This is a genomic window from Thioalkalivibrio nitratireducens DSM 14787 (assembly GCF_000321415.2).
Classification (GTDB): Bacteria; Pseudomonadota; Gammaproteobacteria; order Ectothiorhodospirales; family Ectothiorhodospiraceae; genus Thioalkalivibrio; species Thioalkalivibrio nitratireducens.
The window spans coordinates 3,119,887-3,139,665 of the sequence record NC_019902.2 but is presented as its reverse complement, the minus strand read 5'-3'; the positions used below and the strand labels follow the sequence as shown (position 1 = coordinate 3,139,665).

15 protein-coding genes and 2 pseudogenes are annotated in these 19,779 nt (G+C 65.9%); 9 read left to right on the top strand and 8 right to left on the bottom strand.

Translation table 11 applies throughout. The features are described from left to right. The first annotated feature begins 235 nt into the window (after positions 1-235). From TVNIR_RS14370 to TVNIR_RS14360, 3 genes are all read left to right on the top strand, one after another. Entirely contained in the window at positions 236-1,561 is a 1,326-nt protein-coding gene (locus TVNIR_RS14370; protein WP_043740746.1) for an MBL fold metallo-hydrolase, read from the top strand. Positions 1,562-1,982: 421 nt separating this feature from the next. Continuing rightward, positions 1,983-2,684, top strand: coding sequence for an FKBP-type peptidyl-prolyl cis-trans isomerase (locus TVNIR_RS14365; protein WP_015259788.1), 702 nt, complete (start codon positions 1,983-1,985; stop codon positions 2,682-2,684). 308 nt (positions 2,685-2,992) lie between these two features. After that, complete coding sequence (locus TVNIR_RS14360) at positions 2,993-3,256, top strand: DUF6489 family protein (protein WP_015259787.1); 264 nt, start codon at positions 2,993-2,995, stop codon at positions 3,254-3,256. A gap of 63 nt (positions 3,257-3,319) precedes the next feature. Here the strand turns inward: TVNIR_RS14360 and TVNIR_RS19865 are convergent, their stop codons facing one another. After that, positions 3,320-3,838, bottom strand: a complete 519-nt coding sequence (locus tag TVNIR_RS19865) for a hypothetical protein (RefSeq protein ID WP_157092285.1) — start codon at positions 3,836-3,838, stop codon at positions 3,320-3,322. A 457-nt stretch (positions 3,839-4,295) separates the two neighbouring features. On the opposite strand from TVNIR_RS19865, the pseudogene TVNIR_RS14355 reads away from it, so the two are divergent. After that, positions 4,296-5,511 (top strand): annotated as a pseudogene (locus TVNIR_RS14355) (IS110 family RNA-guided transposase). A gap of 143 nt (positions 5,512-5,654) precedes the next feature. Continuing rightward, positions 5,655-8,351, top strand: a complete 2,697-nt coding sequence (locus TVNIR_RS14350; RefSeq protein WP_015259785.1) for a DUF2339 domain-containing protein — start codon at positions 5,655-5,657, stop codon at positions 8,349-8,351. Positions 8,352-8,446: 95 nt separating this feature from the next. Here TVNIR_RS14350 and TVNIR_RS14345 read toward each other — a convergent pair whose 3' ends face one another. After that, positions 8,447-8,842, bottom strand: coding sequence for a septal ring lytic transglycosylase RlpA family protein (locus TVNIR_RS14345; protein ID WP_015259784.1), 396 nt, complete (start codon positions 8,840-8,842; stop codon positions 8,447-8,449). 228 nt (positions 8,843-9,070) lie between these two features. Between TVNIR_RS14345 and TVNIR_RS14340 the strand changes: the two genes are divergently transcribed. Together TVNIR_RS14340 and TVNIR_RS14335 are read left to right on the top strand one after the other, a co-directional pair. Further along, complete coding sequence (locus TVNIR_RS14340) at positions 9,071-9,505, top strand: UDP-galactopyranose mutase (protein WP_015259783.1); 435 nt, start codon at positions 9,071-9,073, stop codon at positions 9,503-9,505. Positions 9,506-9,597: 92 nt separating this feature from the next. After that, the gene (locus tag TVNIR_RS14335) at positions 9,598-9,828 is read left to right on the top strand and encodes a hypothetical protein (protein ID WP_015259782.1); all 231 of its coding nucleotides are present in this window, start codon (positions 9,598-9,600) and stop codon (positions 9,826-9,828) included. A 359-nt stretch (positions 9,829-10,187) separates the two neighbouring features. Here TVNIR_RS14335 and TVNIR_RS14330 read toward each other — a convergent pair whose 3' ends face one another. Further along, positions 10,188-10,481 (bottom strand): hypothetical protein, encoded by a 294-nt coding sequence (locus TVNIR_RS14330; RefSeq protein ID WP_043740744.1) that lies wholly within the window; start codon positions 10,479-10,481, stop codon positions 10,188-10,190. A gap of 563 nt (positions 10,482-11,044) precedes the next feature. Between TVNIR_RS14330 and TVNIR_RS20820 the strand changes: the two genes are divergently transcribed. After that, positions 11,045-11,869 (top strand): hypothetical protein, encoded by an 825-nt coding sequence (locus TVNIR_RS20820; RefSeq protein ID WP_015259780.1) that lies wholly within the window; start codon positions 11,045-11,047, stop codon positions 11,867-11,869. A 130-nt stretch (positions 11,870-11,999) separates the two neighbouring features. Here the strand turns inward: TVNIR_RS20820 and TVNIR_RS21310 are convergent. The 5 genes and pseudogenes from TVNIR_RS21310 to TVNIR_RS14300 all read right to left on the bottom strand — a co-directional run. Further along, a pseudogene (locus TVNIR_RS21310) lies at positions 12,000-12,092 on the bottom strand (hypothetical protein); the annotation flags it as partial. Between the two features lie 316 nt (positions 12,093-12,408). After that, the gene (locus TVNIR_RS14315) at positions 12,409-13,218 is read right to left on the bottom strand and encodes an ion transporter (protein ID WP_015259779.1); all 810 of its coding nucleotides are present in this window, start codon (positions 13,216-13,218) and stop codon (positions 12,409-12,411) included. 78 nt (positions 13,219-13,296) lie between these two features. After that, positions 13,297-14,850 (bottom strand): SpoVR family protein, encoded by a 1,554-nt coding sequence (locus TVNIR_RS14310; RefSeq protein ID WP_015259778.1) that lies wholly within the window; start codon positions 14,848-14,850, stop codon positions 13,297-13,299. Between the two features lies 1 nt (position 14,851). After that, entirely contained in the window at positions 14,852-16,132 is a 1,281-nt protein-coding gene (locus tag TVNIR_RS14305; RefSeq protein WP_015259777.1) for a YeaH/YhbH family protein, read from the bottom strand. Positions 16,133-16,157: 25 nt separating this feature from the next. Then, the gene (locus TVNIR_RS14300; RefSeq protein WP_015259776.1) at positions 16,158-18,104 is read right to left on the bottom strand and encodes a PrkA family serine protein kinase; all 1,947 of its coding nucleotides are present in this window, start codon (positions 18,102-18,104) and stop codon (positions 16,158-16,160) included. A gap of 461 nt (positions 18,105-18,565) precedes the next feature. Here TVNIR_RS14300 and parA point away from each other — a divergent pair, with 461 nt between their 5' ends. After that, positions 18,566-19,204, top strand: a complete 639-nt coding sequence (gene parA, locus TVNIR_RS14295; RefSeq protein WP_015259774.1) for a ParA family partition ATPase — start codon at positions 18,566-18,568, stop codon at positions 19,202-19,204. Positions 19,205-19,779: the final 575 nt, after the last annotated feature.

Below are 19,779 nucleotides of genomic sequence, written 5' to 3'. Positions count from 1 at the left end.
ATCATGCGTTCAGAATACCAAGCGCGGAGAGGGTACCGCGCGAACTTACGGTGTCAACGGCGCCGCGGGAAGGACTGGATTCCGGCATCGCAATCGCGAAAGAGTGCGGCAGCTCCCGGCATTGCTCGTGTGTGGCCCCGTGACGGCCGGGGCGCTGCCATCATCCATCGCGCGGGAATGCGTGTGAGTGCGCCTGCGTCAAAGAGGGGTTCACGACCATGAAAGGGGGATGGATATGCGCCGGGTGATTCCAGGGACGTTTCTGCTGCTGCTGGCGTGTGCGGTCGCGCAGGCGGGGGAACTGACGCCCGACACGTTGCTTGATGCGGTAGCTGCTGAGGTGACGGATATCGACACGCAGGGGTTGCAGGCGCTGATCGCCGACGATCCCCGCCACGTGGTGATCGATGTACGCACCCAGACGGAGGTGGCACTGACAGGCGGCATGATCCGGTCGCATCGAACGCTGAACATCCCCCGGGGCTGGCTGGAGTTCCAGATCGGCCAGCAGGCCCTCGATCCCGATACCCCGATCGTCGTGTACTGCGGCCAGAACCTGCGCAGTCCGCCTGCGGCCCAGACACTCCAGCAGATGGGTTTCACCAACGTGCGCAACTACGCCGAGGGCTTCTTTGAATGGAAGGAGGCCGACCTGCCACTGTACGTGGCGAACAAGGCGCCCGACTCGTTCCTGTACAGCCGGCCGGAAAAGGTGACCGATGGCGTCTGGTCGGCCATCGGTGCGACGCAGCCGCATACCTACGAGAACTCGGGACACAACAACAACCTGTCGTTCGTGATCACCGACGCCGGCGTCCTGGTAGTAAACGCCGGCGACAACTATCTGCTTGCCAAGTCCCTGCATGACGAGATCCGGCGGGTGACCGACCAGCCGGTGAAATACGTGGTGCTGGAAAATGGCCAGGGTCACGCGATGCTGGGCATGACCTACTGGCAGGATCGGGGGGTGCCGGTCATTGCCCACGTCGATGCGGCACGGGAGATCGAGGAGAACGGACCGGCATTGCTTGCACGGTTGCAGCAGCGCAGTCGCGACAAAGCCTTCCGCACCCGGCTTGGCACGCCGGACGAAACCTTCACCGACCGGCTCGAGCTGACGCTCGGCGGCGAGACGATCGAACTTCTGAACCTGGGACCGGCGCACAGCCCCGGGGACATCGTAGTGTGGCTTCCGGAAAGGAAGGTCGTGATCTCCGGCGACGTCGCTTTCCACGAGCGCTTGCTTCCGGTGTTTGAGGATACCGATACCGGCGGGTGGATCGAGACCTGGGATCGCTTCGTCGACCTGGGTGCGGAAATCATCGTTCCCGGCCATGGGGGACCGGTTGAGGGCTACGAGGAAGTGACCCGCTACACGCGTGACTATCTCGTGTACATGCGCGAAGAGGTGGCGAAGATCCTGGATTCCGGCGGCGGCTTGAACGACGCCTACCAGATCGACCAGTCTGCCTACGCGCATCTGGACACGTTTCACGAGCTCTCGCGCAGGAATGCCGCGCTGATCTTTCAGGAGATGGAGTTCGAGGCGCTCGGTTTCTAGCATCGCGCACCGCGCATGTTCCGGCCAGGACTTGCGTAAGACGGGCTTCCTGCGGCGCGTGTTGCTGCTATCGTGGCCACCTGGAGGAATCCGGGTCGGTCACGGGTCGCGGTGATCGTCCCGCCTTCCGCAAGCGAAAGGAAGAGACCCATCGAACACGCCGCGTGCGACCCGCGCGTCGCTGCGAATGCGCCAGATGCGGATTTTCTGCGCGCAGCCTGATGCGGCGAACGGGCCTGGAATTGCGGCCCCGGTCACAATCCGCGGGCTGGCCGCACGCTGGGGTGCTCGTTACACTGCCCTGCCCGGGGGGCAGAGCATGGCCACCTGCCTGGGTTGTCAGCCACCCGGTTCATCGGTTCTCGGCGCCGCCATCACGCTGCGCCGCTCCGTTCAATGCAGCCACCAAGGGAAAGTGCGCATGAAAGCAACACTGCGTTTCGCCGCAACCGCGGCCGTTCTGATTTTGACCGCCACGGCGTGTTCGGCCGGCCAACTCGAGACCGACGAGGAAATCGCTTCCTACGGACTCGGCTATGGTTTCGCCACCAACCTGCTGATGCAGACCGAGGGTCTGGAACTCGACCTGGACGCGTTGCTGGCGGGCGTCAGGGCCGGATTCGAGGGTGCGGAGAGCGAGGTTTCCCAGGAACGCCTCGATGCGGCGATCGAGGTGCTCGGCGAGCGCCAGATGGCGCAACAACGCCAGTTGGAACGTGAGCAGGCCGAGTCCGCGCGCGACGAGGGTCGGGCTTTCCTGGCCGAGAACGCGGAACGCGACGGCGTAGAGGTGTCGGAATCCGGACTCCAGTACGAAATCCTGTCGTCCACCGACACCGGCAGGTCGCCGAGTGCACAGGACACGGTACGCGTCCATTATCACGGCACCCGGATCGACGGCGAGGTATTCGATAGCTCGGTCGAACGCGGGCAGCCCGCCGAGTTCCCGCTCGGCAGCGTGATCTCGGGCTGGACCGAGGGTGTGCAGTTGATGTCCGAAGGCGATAGGTACAAATTCTACCTGCCCGCGGATCTCGCCTATGGCGACAGCAGCCCGAGCCCGGCGATCCCCCCGGGGTCCACGCTGATCTTCGAGGTGGAGTTGCTGGAGGTTCTGGACTGATTGGCACCCGGGAGGTCGGGGCCAGGGCTGTCGCCCGCGGCCCCGGACGATCGTTGGCGTGACAGAACCCAGCGCACCCGTCTCGGCCACGGGCCGGACGGAAGAGCGCAGGGTCATCCGCGACCCGGCGTTGACGGCCCCCCGGTGCCCGCGGCAACCTCGGTGTGGGAGCGGCGGATCACGGCCTTCGGCGTTTTCCGCGCTACGCTTGGTCCATCGAGGGGTGGCGGTCGCGCGTTATGGCAGTTAACGTGGGTGATGTCACGGCGTTGCGTGCGCCGGCGCAAATCCGAAGCGGAGGACGCAGCGTGAAGATCACTATCGACGTGGACTGCACCCCCGAAGAAGCCCGCGAATTCCTCGGTCTGCCGGAGGTGAAGCCCATGCAGGATGCGGTCATGCGGGAGATCCAGGAACGAATGATGGCCAACCTGAAGGCAACGGACGCCGAGACGCTGTTCAAGACCTGGCTGCCCGCGCAGATGCAGGGCCTCGAACAGATGCAGAAGTTCTTCTGGTCACAACTGGCCCAGGCTGACCGCGAACCCGGTTCCGGTTCCGGACGCGACTGAACCGGCGCCTGCCGCAGGCAGGCGATGGCGTTTCCGATGCTCGGTTTTTGCGAAACGGACCCGTCACGTTTGTCGGCAGCGCCGCATGTCTGGTTTGCGCGTCCGCAGCCCGTCGGTCATGGATTCGATGCAGGACGCCCGTTGGATGGTCCACGGGCGGCGTGGCGATGCCGGTGAGCGGCGTGGAAACGGCGTGGAAACGAAGACTCGGGTGGCAGACAGCGTGCCGGGTTGGCTGCCTGATGTAGGCAATGCGGACGGGTCCGCATACCCTGGAGTTCGGATCACCGAGCGGCGCAGCTGGCCGGGTTGCACGTCGGGGTGAACCTGCCCGGGAGTCGCCATTCGTACCTCGACCGTCTGATCGTCGCCGCCGGGTATCATCCACCGGGTGACGGCCGCGGAAAGCACGGACAGACACGGAAAAAAGGTTTGATCCGTTTCATCTTCCGTGATTTCCGTGCTCGTCCGTGGCTCGATCTTCACGCTAACGATCATGTCTTCGGGGGTGAGGCACCCCGAAGGATGAAAATCGGACACGGAAGCACGCGGAAATTGAGCAAGATATTGAATACCTGTCATTTTCCGTGTTGTCCGTGTTCTTCCGTGGCTGTATTTTCACGCTAACTTTCATGGCCAGCGGCCACCCCGCAAGATGAAAAGACGAGCCACGGAAAGCACGGAAAGACACGGACAAGGGGTTGGATCCGTCTCATCTTCCGTGATTTCCGTGTCCTTCCGTGGCTGCATTTTCACGCTAACTGTCATGCCGCCGGGCGCGCGGCACCCCGATGATGAAAGATAATGGGCGTGCTGTCGCGTCGGGCTGAGGTCGCGATAATTCTTGATGGCGCCTGACCGCGCACGCTAACTCGACCCGCTGCCCTTCACTCGTACCCCGGATTGCCTGGCATGGCCTGGAAGGGTCATGGACAGCGCACGCTAAAAAGAGCCGTCGAGTCCCGACAGGCCGTTGAAGGACGGCGCCCTTGGCGACAGCACATCGTGAAGGATAGTGCGTTTGCCCGAGGAGGTCAGCATGGACATTACCCCGATTCACCGGCGCGTTGTCGGTCTGGATGTGCACCAGAGCAAGATCACGGCCTGTGCGCTGATCGAGCAGCCCGATGGCAGTGTGGCGGTGGAGCACCGGGAGTTTGGTGGTTTCAAGCGCGATCGGCGGGCGTTGGCCGAGTGGGTTCGCGGGTTTGACCCCGAGGTCGTGGTGATGGAGAGCACTGGGATCTACTGGAAGAGCCCCTATGCGGCCCTTGAGCGTGTGGGCGTCATGGCCTGGTGGTCAATGCCCGTCACGCCCGAAACGTGCCTGGCCGCAAGACCGACCTCTCCGATGCCCAGTGGCTGGCCACGCTGGCCCCGTGCCGGTCTGCTGCGGGCTTCGTTCATTCCTCCGGCCGAGATCCGCCATCTGCGCCTGATCGCCCGGCAGCGCCAGAAGCTGGTCGGGATGCTGGCCGCGGAGAAGAACCGGCTGCACAAGGTGCTGACCGATGCCGGGATTCGCCTGAACGTGCTGGTCTCCGACGTACACGGCGCGTCGGCACGGGCCATGATCAAGGCCCTGCTCGCCGATGCCCCATGCACGCAATCCTCGACCTCGCCGGCCGCCTGCGGGCTTCCCGCGAAGAACTGTTCGAAGCCCTGCAACCGGAGGAACTGAGCACCAGGCACCGCTTCGTGCTCAACGAGGTTCTGGCGCACATCGAGTACCTCGAGGCCATGATCGCCCGCTTCGAACAGGAACTGCTTGCGGGTCTGGCCCCTGGGAGCCGCAGGTGTGCCTGCTGGAAACCGTGCCCGGCATCGACCGCATTGGCGCCGCCATGCTGCTCGTCGAAATCGGTACCGACATGGCGAGCTTCGGCAGCGCCGAACGCCTCGCGTCCTGGGTCGGCGATCTGCCCCGGCAACCACGAGAGCGCCGGCAAACGCAAAAGCGGACGCACGCGCAAGGGCAACGCCTGGGTCCGTCGCCTGCTGTGCGAGTTCGCGCAAGCCGCCTCCCGCACCCGCTGTGCGCTCAAGGACAAGTTTTCGGCCTTGTCCATCCGCAAGGGACACAAGCGCTCCATCGTGGCCCTGGCGCACAAGCTCCTGCGCATCGTCTACGCCATGCTCAATCATGCGGCCCCTACCAGGATCGCACCGTCGATTACGAGGCTCTCGTCGTGCAGCGCAACGCGCCGCGCTGGCTGAAGATGCTGGAAAAGCACGGCTATCTCACCGCCACCTGAGCCGCCACACAGGCTCTTCGAGTCCCGCAAGCAGGCATTTGCGCACCGGCATGCGTCACGCCAGAATCTCGCTCGCCCCAACGTCAGGTTCTTTCACGCTAACATCAGCAGATCCTTGCACAAAGGTACAGGGAACGGTCCGGATGACTGCACTGCTCGGGTTGATGGTCACGCTGATGTTCCTGGGGCTGTTGGCGGGGGCGGTGCTGGGCTGGATCAGCTTCCTGGCACTGCCGCGGCTGCGCACGCGGCTGGAACGGCTGGAAGCGGAGCTGCGACGGCAACGCGCTGCCGAGGATGCGGGTGCGGAGGCCGGCCCCGAAGCGGGACCGATCCCCGATGCGGCGCCCGCGGATGCGCGCAGGGCCACTGACGCATCCGCCCGCGGCGAGGCGTCGATCCCCGCGGCGGCTTCAGTGGCGACAGGGGCCGGATCCGCGGCGGCGGAAACGGCCGCATCCACTGCCTTGCCGATGCCTCCGGCGGCACGACGCAATCCGGGCCGGATCGAACGGCTGGCCACATGGATCCGCGCGAACTGGATGGTCTGGCTCGGAGGGCTGTGCATCGGCCTGGCCGGGGTGTTCCTGGTGCGCTATTCGATCGAGCAGGGCTATCTGGGTCCGACCGCGCGCGTACTGCTGGGCATCGCCACCGGACTGGGGCTGCACGCATTCGCCGAGTGGCTGCGCCGGCGGCTCGTGGGGCATTACGATGCCCTGGCAGCCCTTGCCGGTGGCGCGAGCCTGGTGCTGTACGCGGCCGTGCTCGCGGCACTGCACCTGTATCAGCTCTGGCCCCCGGTCGTCATCTTCGCGCTGCTGGCCTTGGTGTCGCTGGGGACGATGGCCCTGGCGCTGCATCATGGCCCGATTCTCGCGATGCTGGGTATCGTAGGTGCCTTTGCCGTGCCGGCACTGCTGGGGGGCGACGCGGAGCGGCTGCTGCCGGTACTTGCCTACAGCCTGATTGTGACCATGGCTGGCCTGGTGCTGATGCGCTACGTCTATCGCGACTGGCTGTGGTGGGGCACGCTGGCTGGTGCCCTGTTCTGGTGGTGGTTTGCGCTGCACGCGGGAGGGTACACGCAGGCCTGGCTCGGTGCCTACCCGGCGGTAGTTGCATGGAGTCTGCTGGCACTGCGCTGGGGAAATTACCGGCTGACCCGCCCGGTCGCGGCCGGTGCGACTGGCGGATCCTGGCGTGTGTGGCTGAACAGGGACGAGGCGGGTCATGGGTACACGCGCGCCGGCCTGCTGCTGTTGCTGCTGGCCCAGGCCTACAGCATCGCGCTGGATCCGCACTGGGGCCTCGGCCCCCTGATCTGGCTGCCGCTCCCGGCACTGCTGCTGTTCGCCAGCCGTTACAATGAGACCCTGCGGGCGCTGCCGTGGCTGGCACTGCTCGCGATCGCTGCAGGGCTGATCGGGAGCCTGCTGGTCGGGTTCCCGTACCCCCCGCCGTGGTCCTTCGTCGCAATCGATGCGGCCCAGCAGGGTCGTGTGCTGGTGTCGCTGGCGCTGCTGGGGGCGCTCTTCTGCGCCGCGGGCACATGGCATCTATGGGTCCGACGCGACTCCACGGCGGCGGCATCGCTGGCGTTTCTGGCGCCGCTGGTGGCCGTCGCACTGGCTTATGTACTGGTTCCGGAGGCAATCTCCCACTGGCTCCTGAGTGCGGTCAGTCTGGTCGTCGGTGCAGCCCTGGGCGGGTTTGCCGGAAAACGCCTGCGCGAGGGCCGTACCGATGCGATCGCTTTCTGGCAGATTGCCGCGGGCCATCTGGCCTATTCGCTGGCGGCGGTGATCAGTCTTGAACAGGCCACGCTGACGCTCGCACTGGCGGTGCAGGTGCTCTCGCTGACCTGGCTGACCCGGCGCTTCGGGGTGGCGCGGCTGCACTGGCTGGTGAAGCTGGTGCTGGCCGTGATCCTGGTGCGGTTGACGTTCAATCCCTGGCTGCTCGACTACGCCCCCGGCAGCCACTGGACGCTGTGGACCTATGGCGGCAGCCTTGTCCTGGTCTGGCTTGCGGGTTTGCTGCCGGTGGATGGCGAGCGGTTGAAGCTCTGGTTGCGGGCCGGTTCGGTGCACCTGCTGGTGCTGTTCCTGCACACCGGGATGCGCTACTGGCTCTACGATGGGGCGGTCTTCGCGCCCCGCTACGATTTCCTGGAGGTGGCGCTGAACACCAGCCTCTGGTGCGCGCTCGCGCTGCTGTATTACCAGCGCAGCGTCGTCGATGCCCGGTACCGCCTGCTTTATCGCAATGCCGCGGGCATCCTGATGCTGCTCGCGGTGATGAGTTACCTGATGCTGCTGACCGCGATGAACCCGCTGTGGATTTCGGCCAGTGCCGAGGCGATTTCGACGACCCCGGTCTTCAATCTGCTGCTGCTCGCCTACGGGTTGCCGGTCGTGCTCTGGGCACTGGCCACCCGCTACTACGAGCCGGACCTGCGCCCGTTCTTCGCACTGGTCGCAGGAGTGGGGCTGTGGGTATTCGTCAGCCTCGAGATCCGGCACCTGTGGCACGGGCGCCTCGCTCTCGCCGATGTGGTCCGCGATGGCGAGGTCTACACCTATTCGGTTGTCTGGCTCGTGCTCGCTGTGGTCGCGATGCTCGCGGGCACGCTCGGCGGACGGCAGGTTCTCTACCGGGGTGGGATGGTCCTGCTGCTGCTGGTGATCCTGAAGATCTTCTTCGTGGACATGGGCGGCCTGACCGGCCTCTTGCGCGCGCTGTCGTTCATGGGGTTGGGGCTGTCGCTGCTCGGGCTGGCTTTCGCGCACCAGTATCTTGGCCGCAGGGCGTATGCAACGGCGGCCAACGGGGGATAAATGTCGCTTCTGCGAACCGGCCGGTGGCGAGTCCCGGGTACACCGGGGGCCGGGAACGCAGCCCGCCGTCGCGGCGCCGGTGCGGGAGGTCGGGGTCAGGCTTTGCGCACGGCCGGGCTGATCACCTCGATCGTCACCCGCACCAGTCCGCGCTCGAGCATGCCGAGTTCCCTGGCCGCTTCGCGCGACAGGTCGATGATTCGCCCCCTGCGGAACGGGCCGCGGTCGTTGATGCGCACCACGATGCTCTGACCGGTATCGTTGCGGGTGACGCGCACGGTGGTTCCGAAGGGAAGTGACCTGTGGGCCGCGGAGAATTCGCGCTGGTCGAAGCGTTCGCCACTGGCGGTCTTCCGGCCCTGAAATCGGTCGTGGTAGTACGATGCGATGCCGGCCTCGGTATACCCGGAAGAGACGTCGGCCGAAGTCGCCGGCGGGACGGCCAGCAGCACGAGCGCCAGCACCCCGACGGCAAGGGTGGATCTGCGCATGATCGCCGTTCCTCGCTGTGGGTTCAGTGCCGGCCCCGAGACTCGCGACCGACTCGTGTCAAGTATAAGGAAAATCTGATGATCGGTAAATGACGGGCCGTCGCCGATGGGACGGCGATGGGGTTGGGGGAGCGATGGATGAGCGGTCCACATTATTTCCGTACGAACTCCGAGCGGATCTGGCGGTTCGTGAATCGGTTCGCCCGGTTCCGGCCCTAGGAGGTGGTGGTGAAATTCCTCGTCGACGGGCGCCACGAGAACTGGCCGGTGGCTCGAAGCTGCATTCGCAGGCTGGTCGAAGGCGGCTGGGATCCGGCGTTCGCGGGCACGCCGGCGAATTGCGAGGAGGCCTGGCTGGCGCTGATGCCCCGCGCCGTCGCCGCCCGCGTCCGTGGCACGCTGCTGACCCGGGAGGTGCCGTTCACGCCGGAGGATCCGGATGCCTACGAGTACCCGTGCCCGGACGAGGCGAACGCCAGGCATTACAGGAAATGCTCGGCACGCGCCTGTCAGAACCCGAGGCTGCTGATCTGCGGGCGCCTCGGCGAGTACCGATACTACGGATATGGACCAGGCCATCGCACGCGCCCAGGTACTCGCCGCCCGCTTGCTGAAAGGCGGGGAGCCTGGTTGCGGCTCCCCGGCACCCAAGCAGGTTGGTAACACAGGGCAATGTTGAGAAAGCAGCAGACCCTTGCTATACGAAGTAGATCACGAACCCGGGTGTGATCTACCCACAACGGAGCTGCCGGCGTATGTGGAAGAAGGTCGACAATTATTCCCTGAACTTTCATAACCAGCCGCGTCGTGCGGCGGTGCATCTGAAGCTCGACGATGGTACCGAAGCGGTCATGCACCACCTGACCATTCAGGAGCTTCACACGCTTGGCCACCTGCTGCGCACGGAGCCGAACGTTTGGTATCACACGCTGCGCGGCGATCTGGCCGCGCATTCGGCACCCGAGACGGAAGAGGATCTGGACTGATCGCCTGTGCCGATCGGCAACATGTGTGCCGGTCGTCCGGTCTGGCCTGCATTCCGGGTTACCGCGGCGTTGAAGGTCGGTAGTCCTGGAGCCTGGTGAGCCGCCGCTGTGCCAACGCTCGGGGTAGGTCCGCAACCAAGACCAGCGTCATCAGTGGGCCGGGCAGTGTCGCCCGACGGTCCGCGCGTTTCTGCCCCGAAGTACGGCCGTGATCGGCAGATGGACACGCAGGCCGCACCGTGCCTTCCGTTGCCGGGGTTCCAGGGATTTCGGTAAAGGGGGGCGATTGCGGGCGCCGCGCAGATGCTGAGGATCGGGGCCGGCAGACCACGCCCGGGGAAGGTTGCCCAGACCGCTGGTCAGCGCTGCGGGCGCTCGCGGAGGTCTGCTGGCGGCGTTTCGCGTCCGACCGTGGCGATCGCCGGGAGGTCTTCCGCCTCGTCGGCCATCATCTGGTCACCGTCCATCCACGGCGGCGGGCTCTCCGGACGCAGTTCCATCACGTGCGCGGGAGTCGGAAAATCCAGTTTGGACACGAGTTGGGCGGGTGCCTCAAGTGCATCGGGATGCTGCAGCGTAAGGACCAGGCCCGTGAGTGCGAACAGCATCGTGAGCGTGGCCCGCTGGTCGGTGCGGGGCTGGGGTCGGTACATCACGCGCATCGGGTTTGCCTCTTCACGGTCGAATGCACATACGTTACGCGCTCGCGCCGGTTGCTTTCAAGCGCCCCGAAGTCCGATGCGGTAAACGTGAATGAGCAGCCACGGAACCACTACGCGAGCGGGCACCTGGGTGTGGCGGCAGGGTGGGCGAACGGATCACATGCAGCCGAGCTATTCGTCCATCGGTACCTCGCTGATCTGTACCGGGGCCAGGAAGCCGCCGCGTACCGCCAATGCACGCCGCTGATGCGGGGCCAGCGAAGTTTCGTCGATGCGATGGCGGAGTCTGGTCGATGGCAGAGCGGGCAGGCGGATGGCCGATGACCGTGCGGCGGCCGCCGGTCCAAGCTCAGGAGGGATCCGAGCAACGCGGTTTGTGGTGCCCTGAGCCGGACAGCCAAGAAACGGAATGCGGATCGAGTAACGACAGGGTCGCTGTGGGGGCCGCGGACGCGTTGCCGTGACGATCCTGCTGGCCGTCGCGCTCTGCTTGGCCGAACCGGCTGCGACGGGCTCGCCGCGACCACCGCGCCCAGCCCGGCGCGCTGGGCGCGGTGGTCGGGGGACTGGCCGACGCGACTCCGGCTGCCCGCCTGGATTTCGCGGTGCTGGTGGTCGACGCCCTGATCGGTGCCTACGAGGCCGAACTCGAGCGGGCGTTGCAGGACCGCCGCCGCGGGCCGGATGCCCAGCGTAGGCTGGCGAGCTGGCGGCAGGCCACGGCGGGGTATGTCCAGGAACTGCGGGCCGCGCAGGCGGCGTTGTATGTGGCGCGGCGTGTCGACGTGCACCTGGACCGGTACGACCGAATCGTGCTGCAGATCGACGACCGGCCGCTTTGGGTCGCCTGGCCCCGCGTGGATGCCTGGGTCCTGGTGGAGCCCCTGCTGGCAATGGAATTCTGCCGCCGCCACCCGTGCGGATCCGCGGAACGGGCGGCCTCCTTGCGGGCACCGCCGGGGTCGTCGGTCACCGGCAGTTGGGCGCTGGTGCAGGGCCAGCCCCCTGCCTGGGCCACGGTCGACGGCCTGCGCTGCGAGTTCAGCGACCTGTCGGACCGGCCCGGCAAGGAAGCGCTGTGCCGGGCCGTGGTCGCGGATCTTCAGCAACTCGCCTCCGCTCTGCGCGCCACGGTTGCCCGCGGCGAGGTGATCCAGTGGGAGCGCCTGACCCTGCAGTCCGATGCAGCCTCTGCCCGCCACCGCATCACGGTGAACGACGAGGGCGATCACCTGCTGCTCTTGCTTCCCGCACTGGCCGCCGCGCCGGTCGACTGGGCGGAGACCGGGCGCTGGCTGCGCCGCCAGATCGCGGGGCGCGTGGTCGATGCCACCGTGGTGCGTGCCAGCGGCCCCCACGGCGGCGCCCGCCGTCGGTGAGCAGCGCGACCGACGCCGACGGCCCGAGCAGTCGGATCCCGGGGATCAGGAGCCGGAGGATCGCGCGTACGTGCAGTGCGAACTCCGAGAGATCCTGCGAGACCAGGGTCACCATTCCGGTATCGTGTGGGCGCGGGGACACCTCGCTGAACCAGACTTCGTCGCCGAGGCGCTGCGCCTCGATCGCGACCTCCTTGCCCAGTTCGCCTGAGCCGAGCAGCATCAGGCGGATGGCACCGGCGGCGCCGGGGGTGCCCAGCATCGTGTTGAGAATCCTGTGTCCGCGGGAGAGGCCCGATGATAGCGGATTGGCCCGGCCGATTCGCGGCGGGCGATCCCTGACGCACCGGTTTCAGGGAGCCGGCGAAGCCCGCTGAAACGTGGTTTCCGCCTCAGGGCAATGGGGCCTAGCAGCCCAAGTCCGACAGGCTGCTAGTCCGTGGTAAAGCGGATGCCGGTCCCGGGTTCGTTGCCAATGGCCGGGGCGGTCAACGGCCCGTCGCGGGGGCTCGTATCGCGGTATCCGGCGCCGGCAGCGGTTATTCTTCCCGTTGGCCGCTACGGTCGTGTGCCGCCTGGCGGCGCAGCGCGTCGCTGAACGCGGAGGCCAGCACTCCGGTGGGCAGTGCGATCAGCCCGATTCCGGCCAGTGCGGTGATGCCTGCGAGAATCCGTCCAAGGGCGGTAACCGGTGTCACGTCGCCGTAGCCGACAGTGGTGAGCGTCGCGACGCTCCACCAGAGGGCGCGTGGGATGCTGCCGAACGCCTCGGGCTGCTCCCCGCCCTCGACGAGGTAGAGACAGGCGCTGGACAGGATCAGCAGCATGCCGGCGGCCCCGAAACTCAGCAACAGTTCGAAGCTGCGCAGCTGGACCGCCTGGGCGATCGCGCTCCAGGCACGGGAGAATCGGCCGAGCCGGGACAGGCGCAACAGTCGGAGGAGCTTCAGCAAACGCAGCAGAAAGGTGTTCTGCCCCCCCATCGTGACCAGGGAGGGAAGAATCGCCAGCAGGTCGACGATCGCCCACCAGGTACGCATGTAGCGCAGACGGCCCAAGACCCCGCGATAGCGCGGATCCTCGCCGGCCGCGTACAGTCGCGCCATGTATTCGGTCGAGAAGAGCAGCAGTATCAGGAACTCGGCGTACTGGAAGAACCTCGGGGCATCGGCGCGCAGGGTCTCCTCGGTCTCGAGGATGGCCAGCAGCGCCGCGAACACGATCAGGACCGCGATGACCAGGTTGGCCGGCGACAGGCCCGTGCGCGGCCAGGCGGTGGGTTCCAGATGCAGGTACAGCCGCTGGCGCAGGCTGTACCTGGCTCCGACCTCCTCGTCCGCTGGATCCATTGGCAGTCCCCCCATGCTTTCGAGGCGCCCAATGATCGGGTATTTCTTCGTCCCGCGACAGTGTGGGGCGAGGCCCGGTCAGGCGATCACCCGATCGGGCTCGACGTCGTCGTACTCGTGGAGGATATGGTGGTCGCGTGCATCGACCTCGGCCAAGGTCACCGGGTACCCCCACAGGTTGGCGAGGTGGCGCAGCACCATCAGCGTGTTGCGTTCCTCCAGCAGGCGTCCGTCCAGCACGCGGTGTTCCAGCACCAGGCGACGGTCGCCGGCAAGGTCCACGTCGACCACCTGGATGTCGGGTTCGTGGCGGGCCAGGTCGTACTGCGCCGCCAGTGCCCGGCGCAGCTCGCGGTACCCGGAGTCGTCGTGGATCGCGTCGACGATCAAATCGCGCTCATCGGCATCGTCGAGCACCGAGAAGAGCCGCCACTCGCGCATCATCCGGGGGCTCAGGAACTGCAGGATGAAGCTCTCGTCGCGGTATTCCGCCCAAGCGGTCTTCCAGGTGCCGAGGGCGTCGCCGTTACCGGCGATGTCCGGGAACCAACGCCGGTCCTCGTCGGTGGGATCCTCGCAGACACGCTTCAGATCCTGCAGGATGCCGAAACCCAGTGCATAGGGGTTGATGCCCGAGAAGCGGGGATCGTCGAACTCGGGCTGGAACACCACGTTGGTGTGGGCGTGCAGGAATTCCATGAACGCCCCGTCGGTGATCTGCCCGGTCTCGTGCAGCCGGCTCATGATTGCGTAGTGCACTGCGGTGGCGCAGCCCTCGTTCATCACCTTGGTCTGGCGCTGAGGATAGAAATACTGGGCGACCACACGCACGATGCGCAGGATCTCGCGCTGCCAGTGGGCCAGCCGCGGCGCGTGCTTTTCCAGGAAGTAGAGCAGGTTCTCCTCGGGCAGGCCGAGGCGGTGCTGGCGCGCGTCGAGGTCCGGATCGTCGTCGCCGTCGTCCGACTCGCGCCGGGGGAGGGTGCGCCAAAGGTCGCTGAAGCTCTGTTCCTGGAAGCGGCGGCGCTCGCGCTCGCGCTCCATCTCCTGCTTCAGGTTCAGCGTGCGCCGCGGGTAGCGGTGCACGCCGTGGCTCATCAGCGCATGGGCGGAGTCGAGCACCCGCTCGACTGCATCGGCGCCGTAGCGTTCCTCGCACTCGCTGACATAACGCTTCGCGAAATCGAGGTAATCGAGGATCGAGTCGGCGTCGGTCCAGGCCTTGAACAGCTGGTTGTTGCGGAAGAAGTGGCTGTGCCCGAACGCCGCGTGCGCCATCACCAGCGTCTGCATCGTCATGGTGTTCTCTTCCATGATGTAGCAGAGGCAGGGGTTGGAGTTGATCACGATCTCGTAGGCGAGCCCGGTCATGCCCTTGCGGTAGAGCATCTCGTCGCGGGCGAAGTGCTTGCCGAACGACCAGTGACGGTAGAACAGCGGCATGCCCATCGAGGCATAGGCATCCAGCATCTGCTCGGAGCTGATTACCTCGACCTGGCTGGGGTAGGGGTTCAGACCCATCTCGCCCATCGCGATCCGTTCGATCGCGTCGAAGGTCTTGCGCACGAGGCGGTAGTCCCAGTCGGGGCCGGTGTACAGCAGCCGGGCGTCGGATTCGAGGCTTCGGCTCATTTCAGGCCCTCAGTTCCGCGGGGGTGAACAGGTCCCGGAACACCGGGAAAATGTCCGCGCGCTGTTTCACCTTGCGCATCGCGATCGGGTGTCCGGCCGCGACCAGGCGCTCGTAGACCTCCCACAGTGTGGTCTTCGCCTCCCAGCCGCGTTCCTCGCCGACTTCGATGTAGGCGAAATACCGGCATAGCGGCAGGATGATCTCCTCCATCGTCCGGAACGCGATCGGGTTGTCGGAGGGCGTGTTGTCGCCGTCCGAGGCCTGTGCCGCGTAGATGTTCCACTCGCCCGGCGGATAGCGTTCCCGCACGACCCGCTTCATTTCGTCGAGCGCAGGCGAAACCAATGTGCCGCCGGTTTCGCGGGAGTAGAAAAAGGTCTCCTCGTCGACCTCCTGGGCAATGTGGGTGTGGCGGATGAACACGATGTCGACGTGCCGGTAGCGGCGTTCGAGGAACAGATACAGCAGCATGAAGAAGCGCTTCGCGAGGTCCTTCATGTCCTCGGTCATCGAGCCGGAGACGTCCATCAGGCAGAACATCACCGCCTGCGAGATCGGGCGTGGGGTCGGCACGAAGCGGTTGTAACGCAGGTCGATCGGGTCGATGTAGGGGATCAGGCGCGAGCGCCGGGTCAGCGCCTCGCGCTCGCGGATCAGTTCGCGCAGGCGTTCCGGCTCCTTGCCCGAGCGCTCCAGCCGATCGATCTCGCGGTCGAGGTCGAGGATCTCGTCGCGCTTGGGCCGATGCAGCGCGAGTCGCCGCGACAGCGAGTTGCGCATCGTCCGGGTCAGGTTCAGCGTGGCCGGTGAGCCGGATACCGAGTAACCCGCCCGCTGCAAGCCCTGCTGCTCGATCTTGGAGAGCTGGGTGCGGGCCAGTGCCGGGAGTTCGAGGTTCTCGAAGAACAGGTCGAGAAACTCGTCGCGGCTCACGGTGAACTGGAACTCGTCCTCGCCCTCGCCATCCGGGCTGCCGCCTGCGCCGCGCCCGCCACCACCCTCGGGGCGGGGGATGGTGTCACCGGCACGGTATTCCTTGTTGCCGGGCATCAAGTGGCGTCGCACGCCGGTCCCGGAGGCTTTGCGGAAAGAAGGTTCCTGCAGGCCGTCGGAGGGGATGCGGATCGCCTCTTCCCCCTGGCCCACCTCGGTGACCTTGCGCTTCGCCGAGACATCGCGCACCGCGTCCAGGATCTGCCGCTTGGCCCGGCGGATGAAGCGCTGGCGGTTCGCGAGGCTCTTGTCCTTCGGGTTGAGGCGCCGGTCGACGATGTTGACCACGGGATCGGATTCCTCCGCCGGCAACTCAGCCGGTCTGCTTGACGCGCATGTACCACTCGACCAGCCGGCGCACCTGGCGCTCGGTATAACCGCGCTCGACCATGCGCTGCACGAAGTCACTGTGTTTGCGCTCGAGTTCCGAGTCCGCCTTAGTGCCGAAGCTGATCACGGGCAGAAGATCCTCGACCTGGCTGAACATGCGCTTCTCGATCACCTCGCGGATCTTCTCGTAGGACGTCCACGACGGCATTTTTCCGCCCTGGTTCGCCTGGGCGCGCAGCGCGAACTTGACGACCTCGTTGCGGAAGTCCTTCGGGTTCGCGATCCCCGCGGCCTTTTCGATCTTGGACAGTTCCTGATTCAGGGACCCGCGATCGAGCATCTGCCCGGTGTCGGGATCCTTGAAGTCGTGGTCCTCGATCCAAGCGTCGGCGTAGGCGACGTAGCGCTCGAAAAGGTTCTGGCCGAAGTCGTGATAAGACTCGAGGTAGGCCTTCTGGATCTCGTTGCCGATGAGATCCGCGTAGCGCGGCGCGAGTTCGGTCTTGATGAATTCGAGGTAGCGACGCTCGGTTTCCTCCGGGAACTGCTCGCGCCGGATCGACTGCTCCAGCATATACAACAGGTGCACCGGATCGGCCGCGACCTCGCGGTTGTCGTAGTTGAAGGTTTCGGAAAGCACCTTGAACGCGAACCGGGTCGAGACGCCGTGCATGCCCTCGTCGACGCCGGCAACGTCGCGGTATTCCTGCATCGACTTCGCCTTCGGGTCGGTGTCCTTCAGGCTTTCGCCGTCGTAGATGCGCACCTTCGAGTACAGGCTCGAGTTCTCGTGTTCCTTCAGCCGTGTGAGTACCGAGAATTTCGCCAGCAGGTCCAGCGTGGACGGGGCGCAGGGGGCCTCGCTCAGTTCGCTGGTGCGGATCAGCTTCTCGTAGATCTGCCGCTCTTCGGTCGCGCGCAGGCAATAGGGCACCTTGATCACCGAGATCCGGTCGAGGAACGCCTCGTTGTTGCGGTTATTGCGGAAGGTCTGCCACTCGGCCTCGTTCGAGTGCGCCATGATGATGCCCTGGAACGGAATCGCGCCGATGTTCTCGGTGCCGACGTAGTTGGCTTCCTGGGTCGCGGTCAGCAGCGGGTGCAACATCTTGATCGGGGCCTTGAACATCTCGACGAACTCCAGGATGCCCTGGTTCGCCCGGTTCAGGCCGCCCGAGTAGCTGTAGGCGTCGGTGTCGTTCTGGCTGTAGAGCTCGAGCTTGCGGATGTCGACCTTGCCGACCAGCGAGGAGATGTCCTGGTTGTTCTCGTCGCCGGGCTCGGTCTTCGCGACCGCGATCTGCCGAAGCCTCGACGGGTACAGGCGCACCACGGAGAAGCGCGACAGGTCGCCACCGAACTCGTCCAGCCGCTTGACGGCCCAAGGCGAGATCAATCCGGTCAGCCGCCGTTTCGGAATGCCGAAGCGCCCCTCCAGTTCCGGTCCGTGCGCCTCGGGATCGAAGAGGCCGAGCGGGCTTTCGAACACCGGCGAGAGCTCGTCGGCGGCTTTCAGCACGTAGATCGGGTGCTTTTCCATCAAGGCCTTCAGGCGTTCGGCCAGCGACGACTTGCCGCCACCCACCGGGCCGAGCAGATAGAGGATCTGCTTGTGCTCCTCCAGGCCCTGCGCAGCGTAGCGGAAGAAGCCGACGATACGCTCGACGGTCTCCTCCATGCCGTAGAAGTCCTCGAACGCCGGATAGACCTTGATCGTCCGGTTCAGGAAGATGCGCCCGAGTCGCTCGTCCTTGGACGTGTCGACGACCTTCGGGTCGCCGATCGCGGCCACCAGCCGTTCGGCCGCGGTCGCGTACATCATCGGATCGTCGGCACAGGCCTCCAGATACTTCGTCAGCGGCAGCTCCGCTTCCTGCCGTTTCTGGTAGTCCCGGGCGTACTGGGCGATCAGGGTTTCCGCGAAATCCATAGCGTCTGTGACCTCCTCCTACGGATGTTTTAGAGCATAGTCACGCCACTTGGCATGGGCCAGGCAGTTCTGTACCTGCGCAACCGGTCAGGGGCGGAGCGCGTGACCGCTGCCCTGAGGTGTTCCGGCATGCCTTGTGATCTCGGGCCAGGGAAAGCAGCCCGTCGTGCTGTGCTGTTGCCTTACACCCATTCGACGTCTGCCAGCGGATCCAGTTCCAGGCGTTCGTGTTCCGACGACCGCGTTCGGGCGACCAGACCCTGCAGGGCGTCCGGACGACCGTGAGCGGTCGCGTTGACCGTCCTGGTGGTGCGTGCTAGCGTCACCACGGAGCGGCGTGCGGGACGACCGGTCCGGTAATGCCGCGAGCACGCTTGGCCCACCCGGCCCGCGGTCGTGCTGCTGCAGGGCCGGGTTCGGGTGCCGCGGCATACGTCATATCTTCCGGAGGCGGTGAGGACATGAGCATTCTGGCCGTCGTCGGGAACAAGGGAGGCACCGGAAAAACCACGCTGACGCTGAATCTTGCGACGGGCCTGTCGCGGCAGGATTCGGTGGTCATCGTCGATGCTGACCCGCAGCAGTCGGCCTACCAGTGGCGCCTGATCGGTGACGAAGATTCGGGGCTGCCCCCCGTGGTCGCCGCCGCCTACGGGCTCGGCAAGACCGTTGGCGCGCTCAGGGAGGCACATACGCACGTAGTCATCGACTGTCCGCCGTCGATCAAGGCCCCGCAGACGGAACACGCGCTGCGTATCGCCGAATACGTGCTGATTCCGGTGCAGCCGTCGCCGATGGACCTCTGGGCCACCAGCCACATCGCCCGGATCATCGAGAAGATGCGCCCGGAAAACCCGGGACTGCGTGCGCTGATCGTGATGAGCCAGACCGAACTCCGCACCACGCTCTCGCGCCTGATGCCGGAGGCGGTGCAGGAACTGGATCTGCCGGTGGCATGCACCTCGCTGCGGCGTCGCTCGATCCACCGCCACTGCGTGCTGGAGGGCCGCAGCGTCTTCCAGGTGGGCCGCCGCGGGGAGGCCGCGGCGGCCGAGATCAACGACCTGATCACGGAGATCTTCGCCCCTCGCCATGACTAACGAAACCCGAACCGAACGCCGCCTGATGGATTCGATCCGCAAGGCCAAGAGCGGCTCCACGCGGGGCCCGGGGTCTGCGGCACGCAAGACGCCCGCGGCTGGCGGCAACGCGGCGAAACCCGGCAGGCGTGGCGCTGCGCAGGCCACTGCCAGCGCGGGTGCCGCTGCGCAGCCGGACGCTGCCACCGAACCGGCTGCACGAGCGCCGACGGCCGATCCCTACCGGAGCGGCCGGAGAATCTGGCCAGACTGAGCGCGGCCCTGCGCTGAGTTTTCACGACAGCGTCGGCGTTATCGCGCCGGTTACGATCGGGAGGCTGGCTACTCTACCGAGTTCGAACGCTTCGATCGCCACCTGGACAGGCTGCGACGCGGCGGTGCAGGCGTCGAGTCTGTCAGCATTTGCTCGTCCGACTAACCTGCACGAGGCGCATGTCTGGTTTGCACTGCGTAGTCGTGGCCGCGCCGGGCTGGAGGTTCCCCGATCGGCGGCGGACGGTATGCGGTCGTGGAAGGCCCTTTGGGATTCCTCTCTTGAGGAACAAGCTCCTAAGGGTTGGTAAAATCAAGCGGTT

Excerpts from the sequence above, each read along its gene's own strand:
- TVNIR_RS14345 (WP_015259784.1), bottom strand. The coding sequence starts at position 8,842 with ATGCGCAGATCCACCCTTGCCGTCGGGGTGCTGGCGCTCGTGCTGCTG.
- TVNIR_RS19865 (WP_157092285.1), bottom strand. The coding sequence starts at position 3,838 with ATGACAGGTATTCAATATCTTGCTCAATTTCCGCGTGCTTCCGTGTCC.
- TVNIR_RS14315 (WP_015259779.1), bottom strand. The coding sequence starts at position 13,218 with ATGGATCCAGCGGACGAGGAGGTCGGAGCCAGGTACAGCCTGCGCCAG.
- TVNIR_RS14350 (WP_015259785.1), top strand. The coding sequence starts at position 5,655 with ATGACTGCACTGCTCGGGTTGATGGTCACGCTGATGTTCCTGGGGCTG.
- TVNIR_RS14370 (WP_043740746.1), top strand. The coding sequence starts at position 236 with ATGCGCCGGGTGATTCCAGGGACGTTTCTGCTGCTGCTGGCGTGTGCG.
- TVNIR_RS14300 (WP_015259776.1), bottom strand. The coding sequence starts at position 18,104 with ATGGATTTCGCGGAAACCCTGATCGCCCAGTACGCCCGGGACTACCAG.
- TVNIR_RS14330 (WP_043740744.1), bottom strand. The coding sequence starts at position 10,481 with ATGTACCGACCCCAGCCCCGCACCGACCAGCGGGCCACGCTCACGATG.
- TVNIR_RS14365 (WP_015259788.1), top strand. The coding sequence starts at position 1,983 with ATGAAAGCAACACTGCGTTTCGCCGCAACCGCGGCCGTTCTGATTTTG.
- parA (WP_015259774.1), top strand. The coding sequence starts at position 18,566 with ATGAGCATTCTGGCCGTCGTCGGGAACAAGGGAGGCACCGGAAAAACC.
- TVNIR_RS14335 (WP_015259782.1), top strand. The coding sequence starts at position 9,598 with ATGTGGAAGAAGGTCGACAATTATTCCCTGAACTTTCATAACCAGCCG.
- TVNIR_RS14310 (WP_015259778.1), bottom strand. The coding sequence starts at position 14,850 with ATGAGCCGAAGCCTCGAATCCGACGCCCGGCTGCTGTACACCGGCCCC.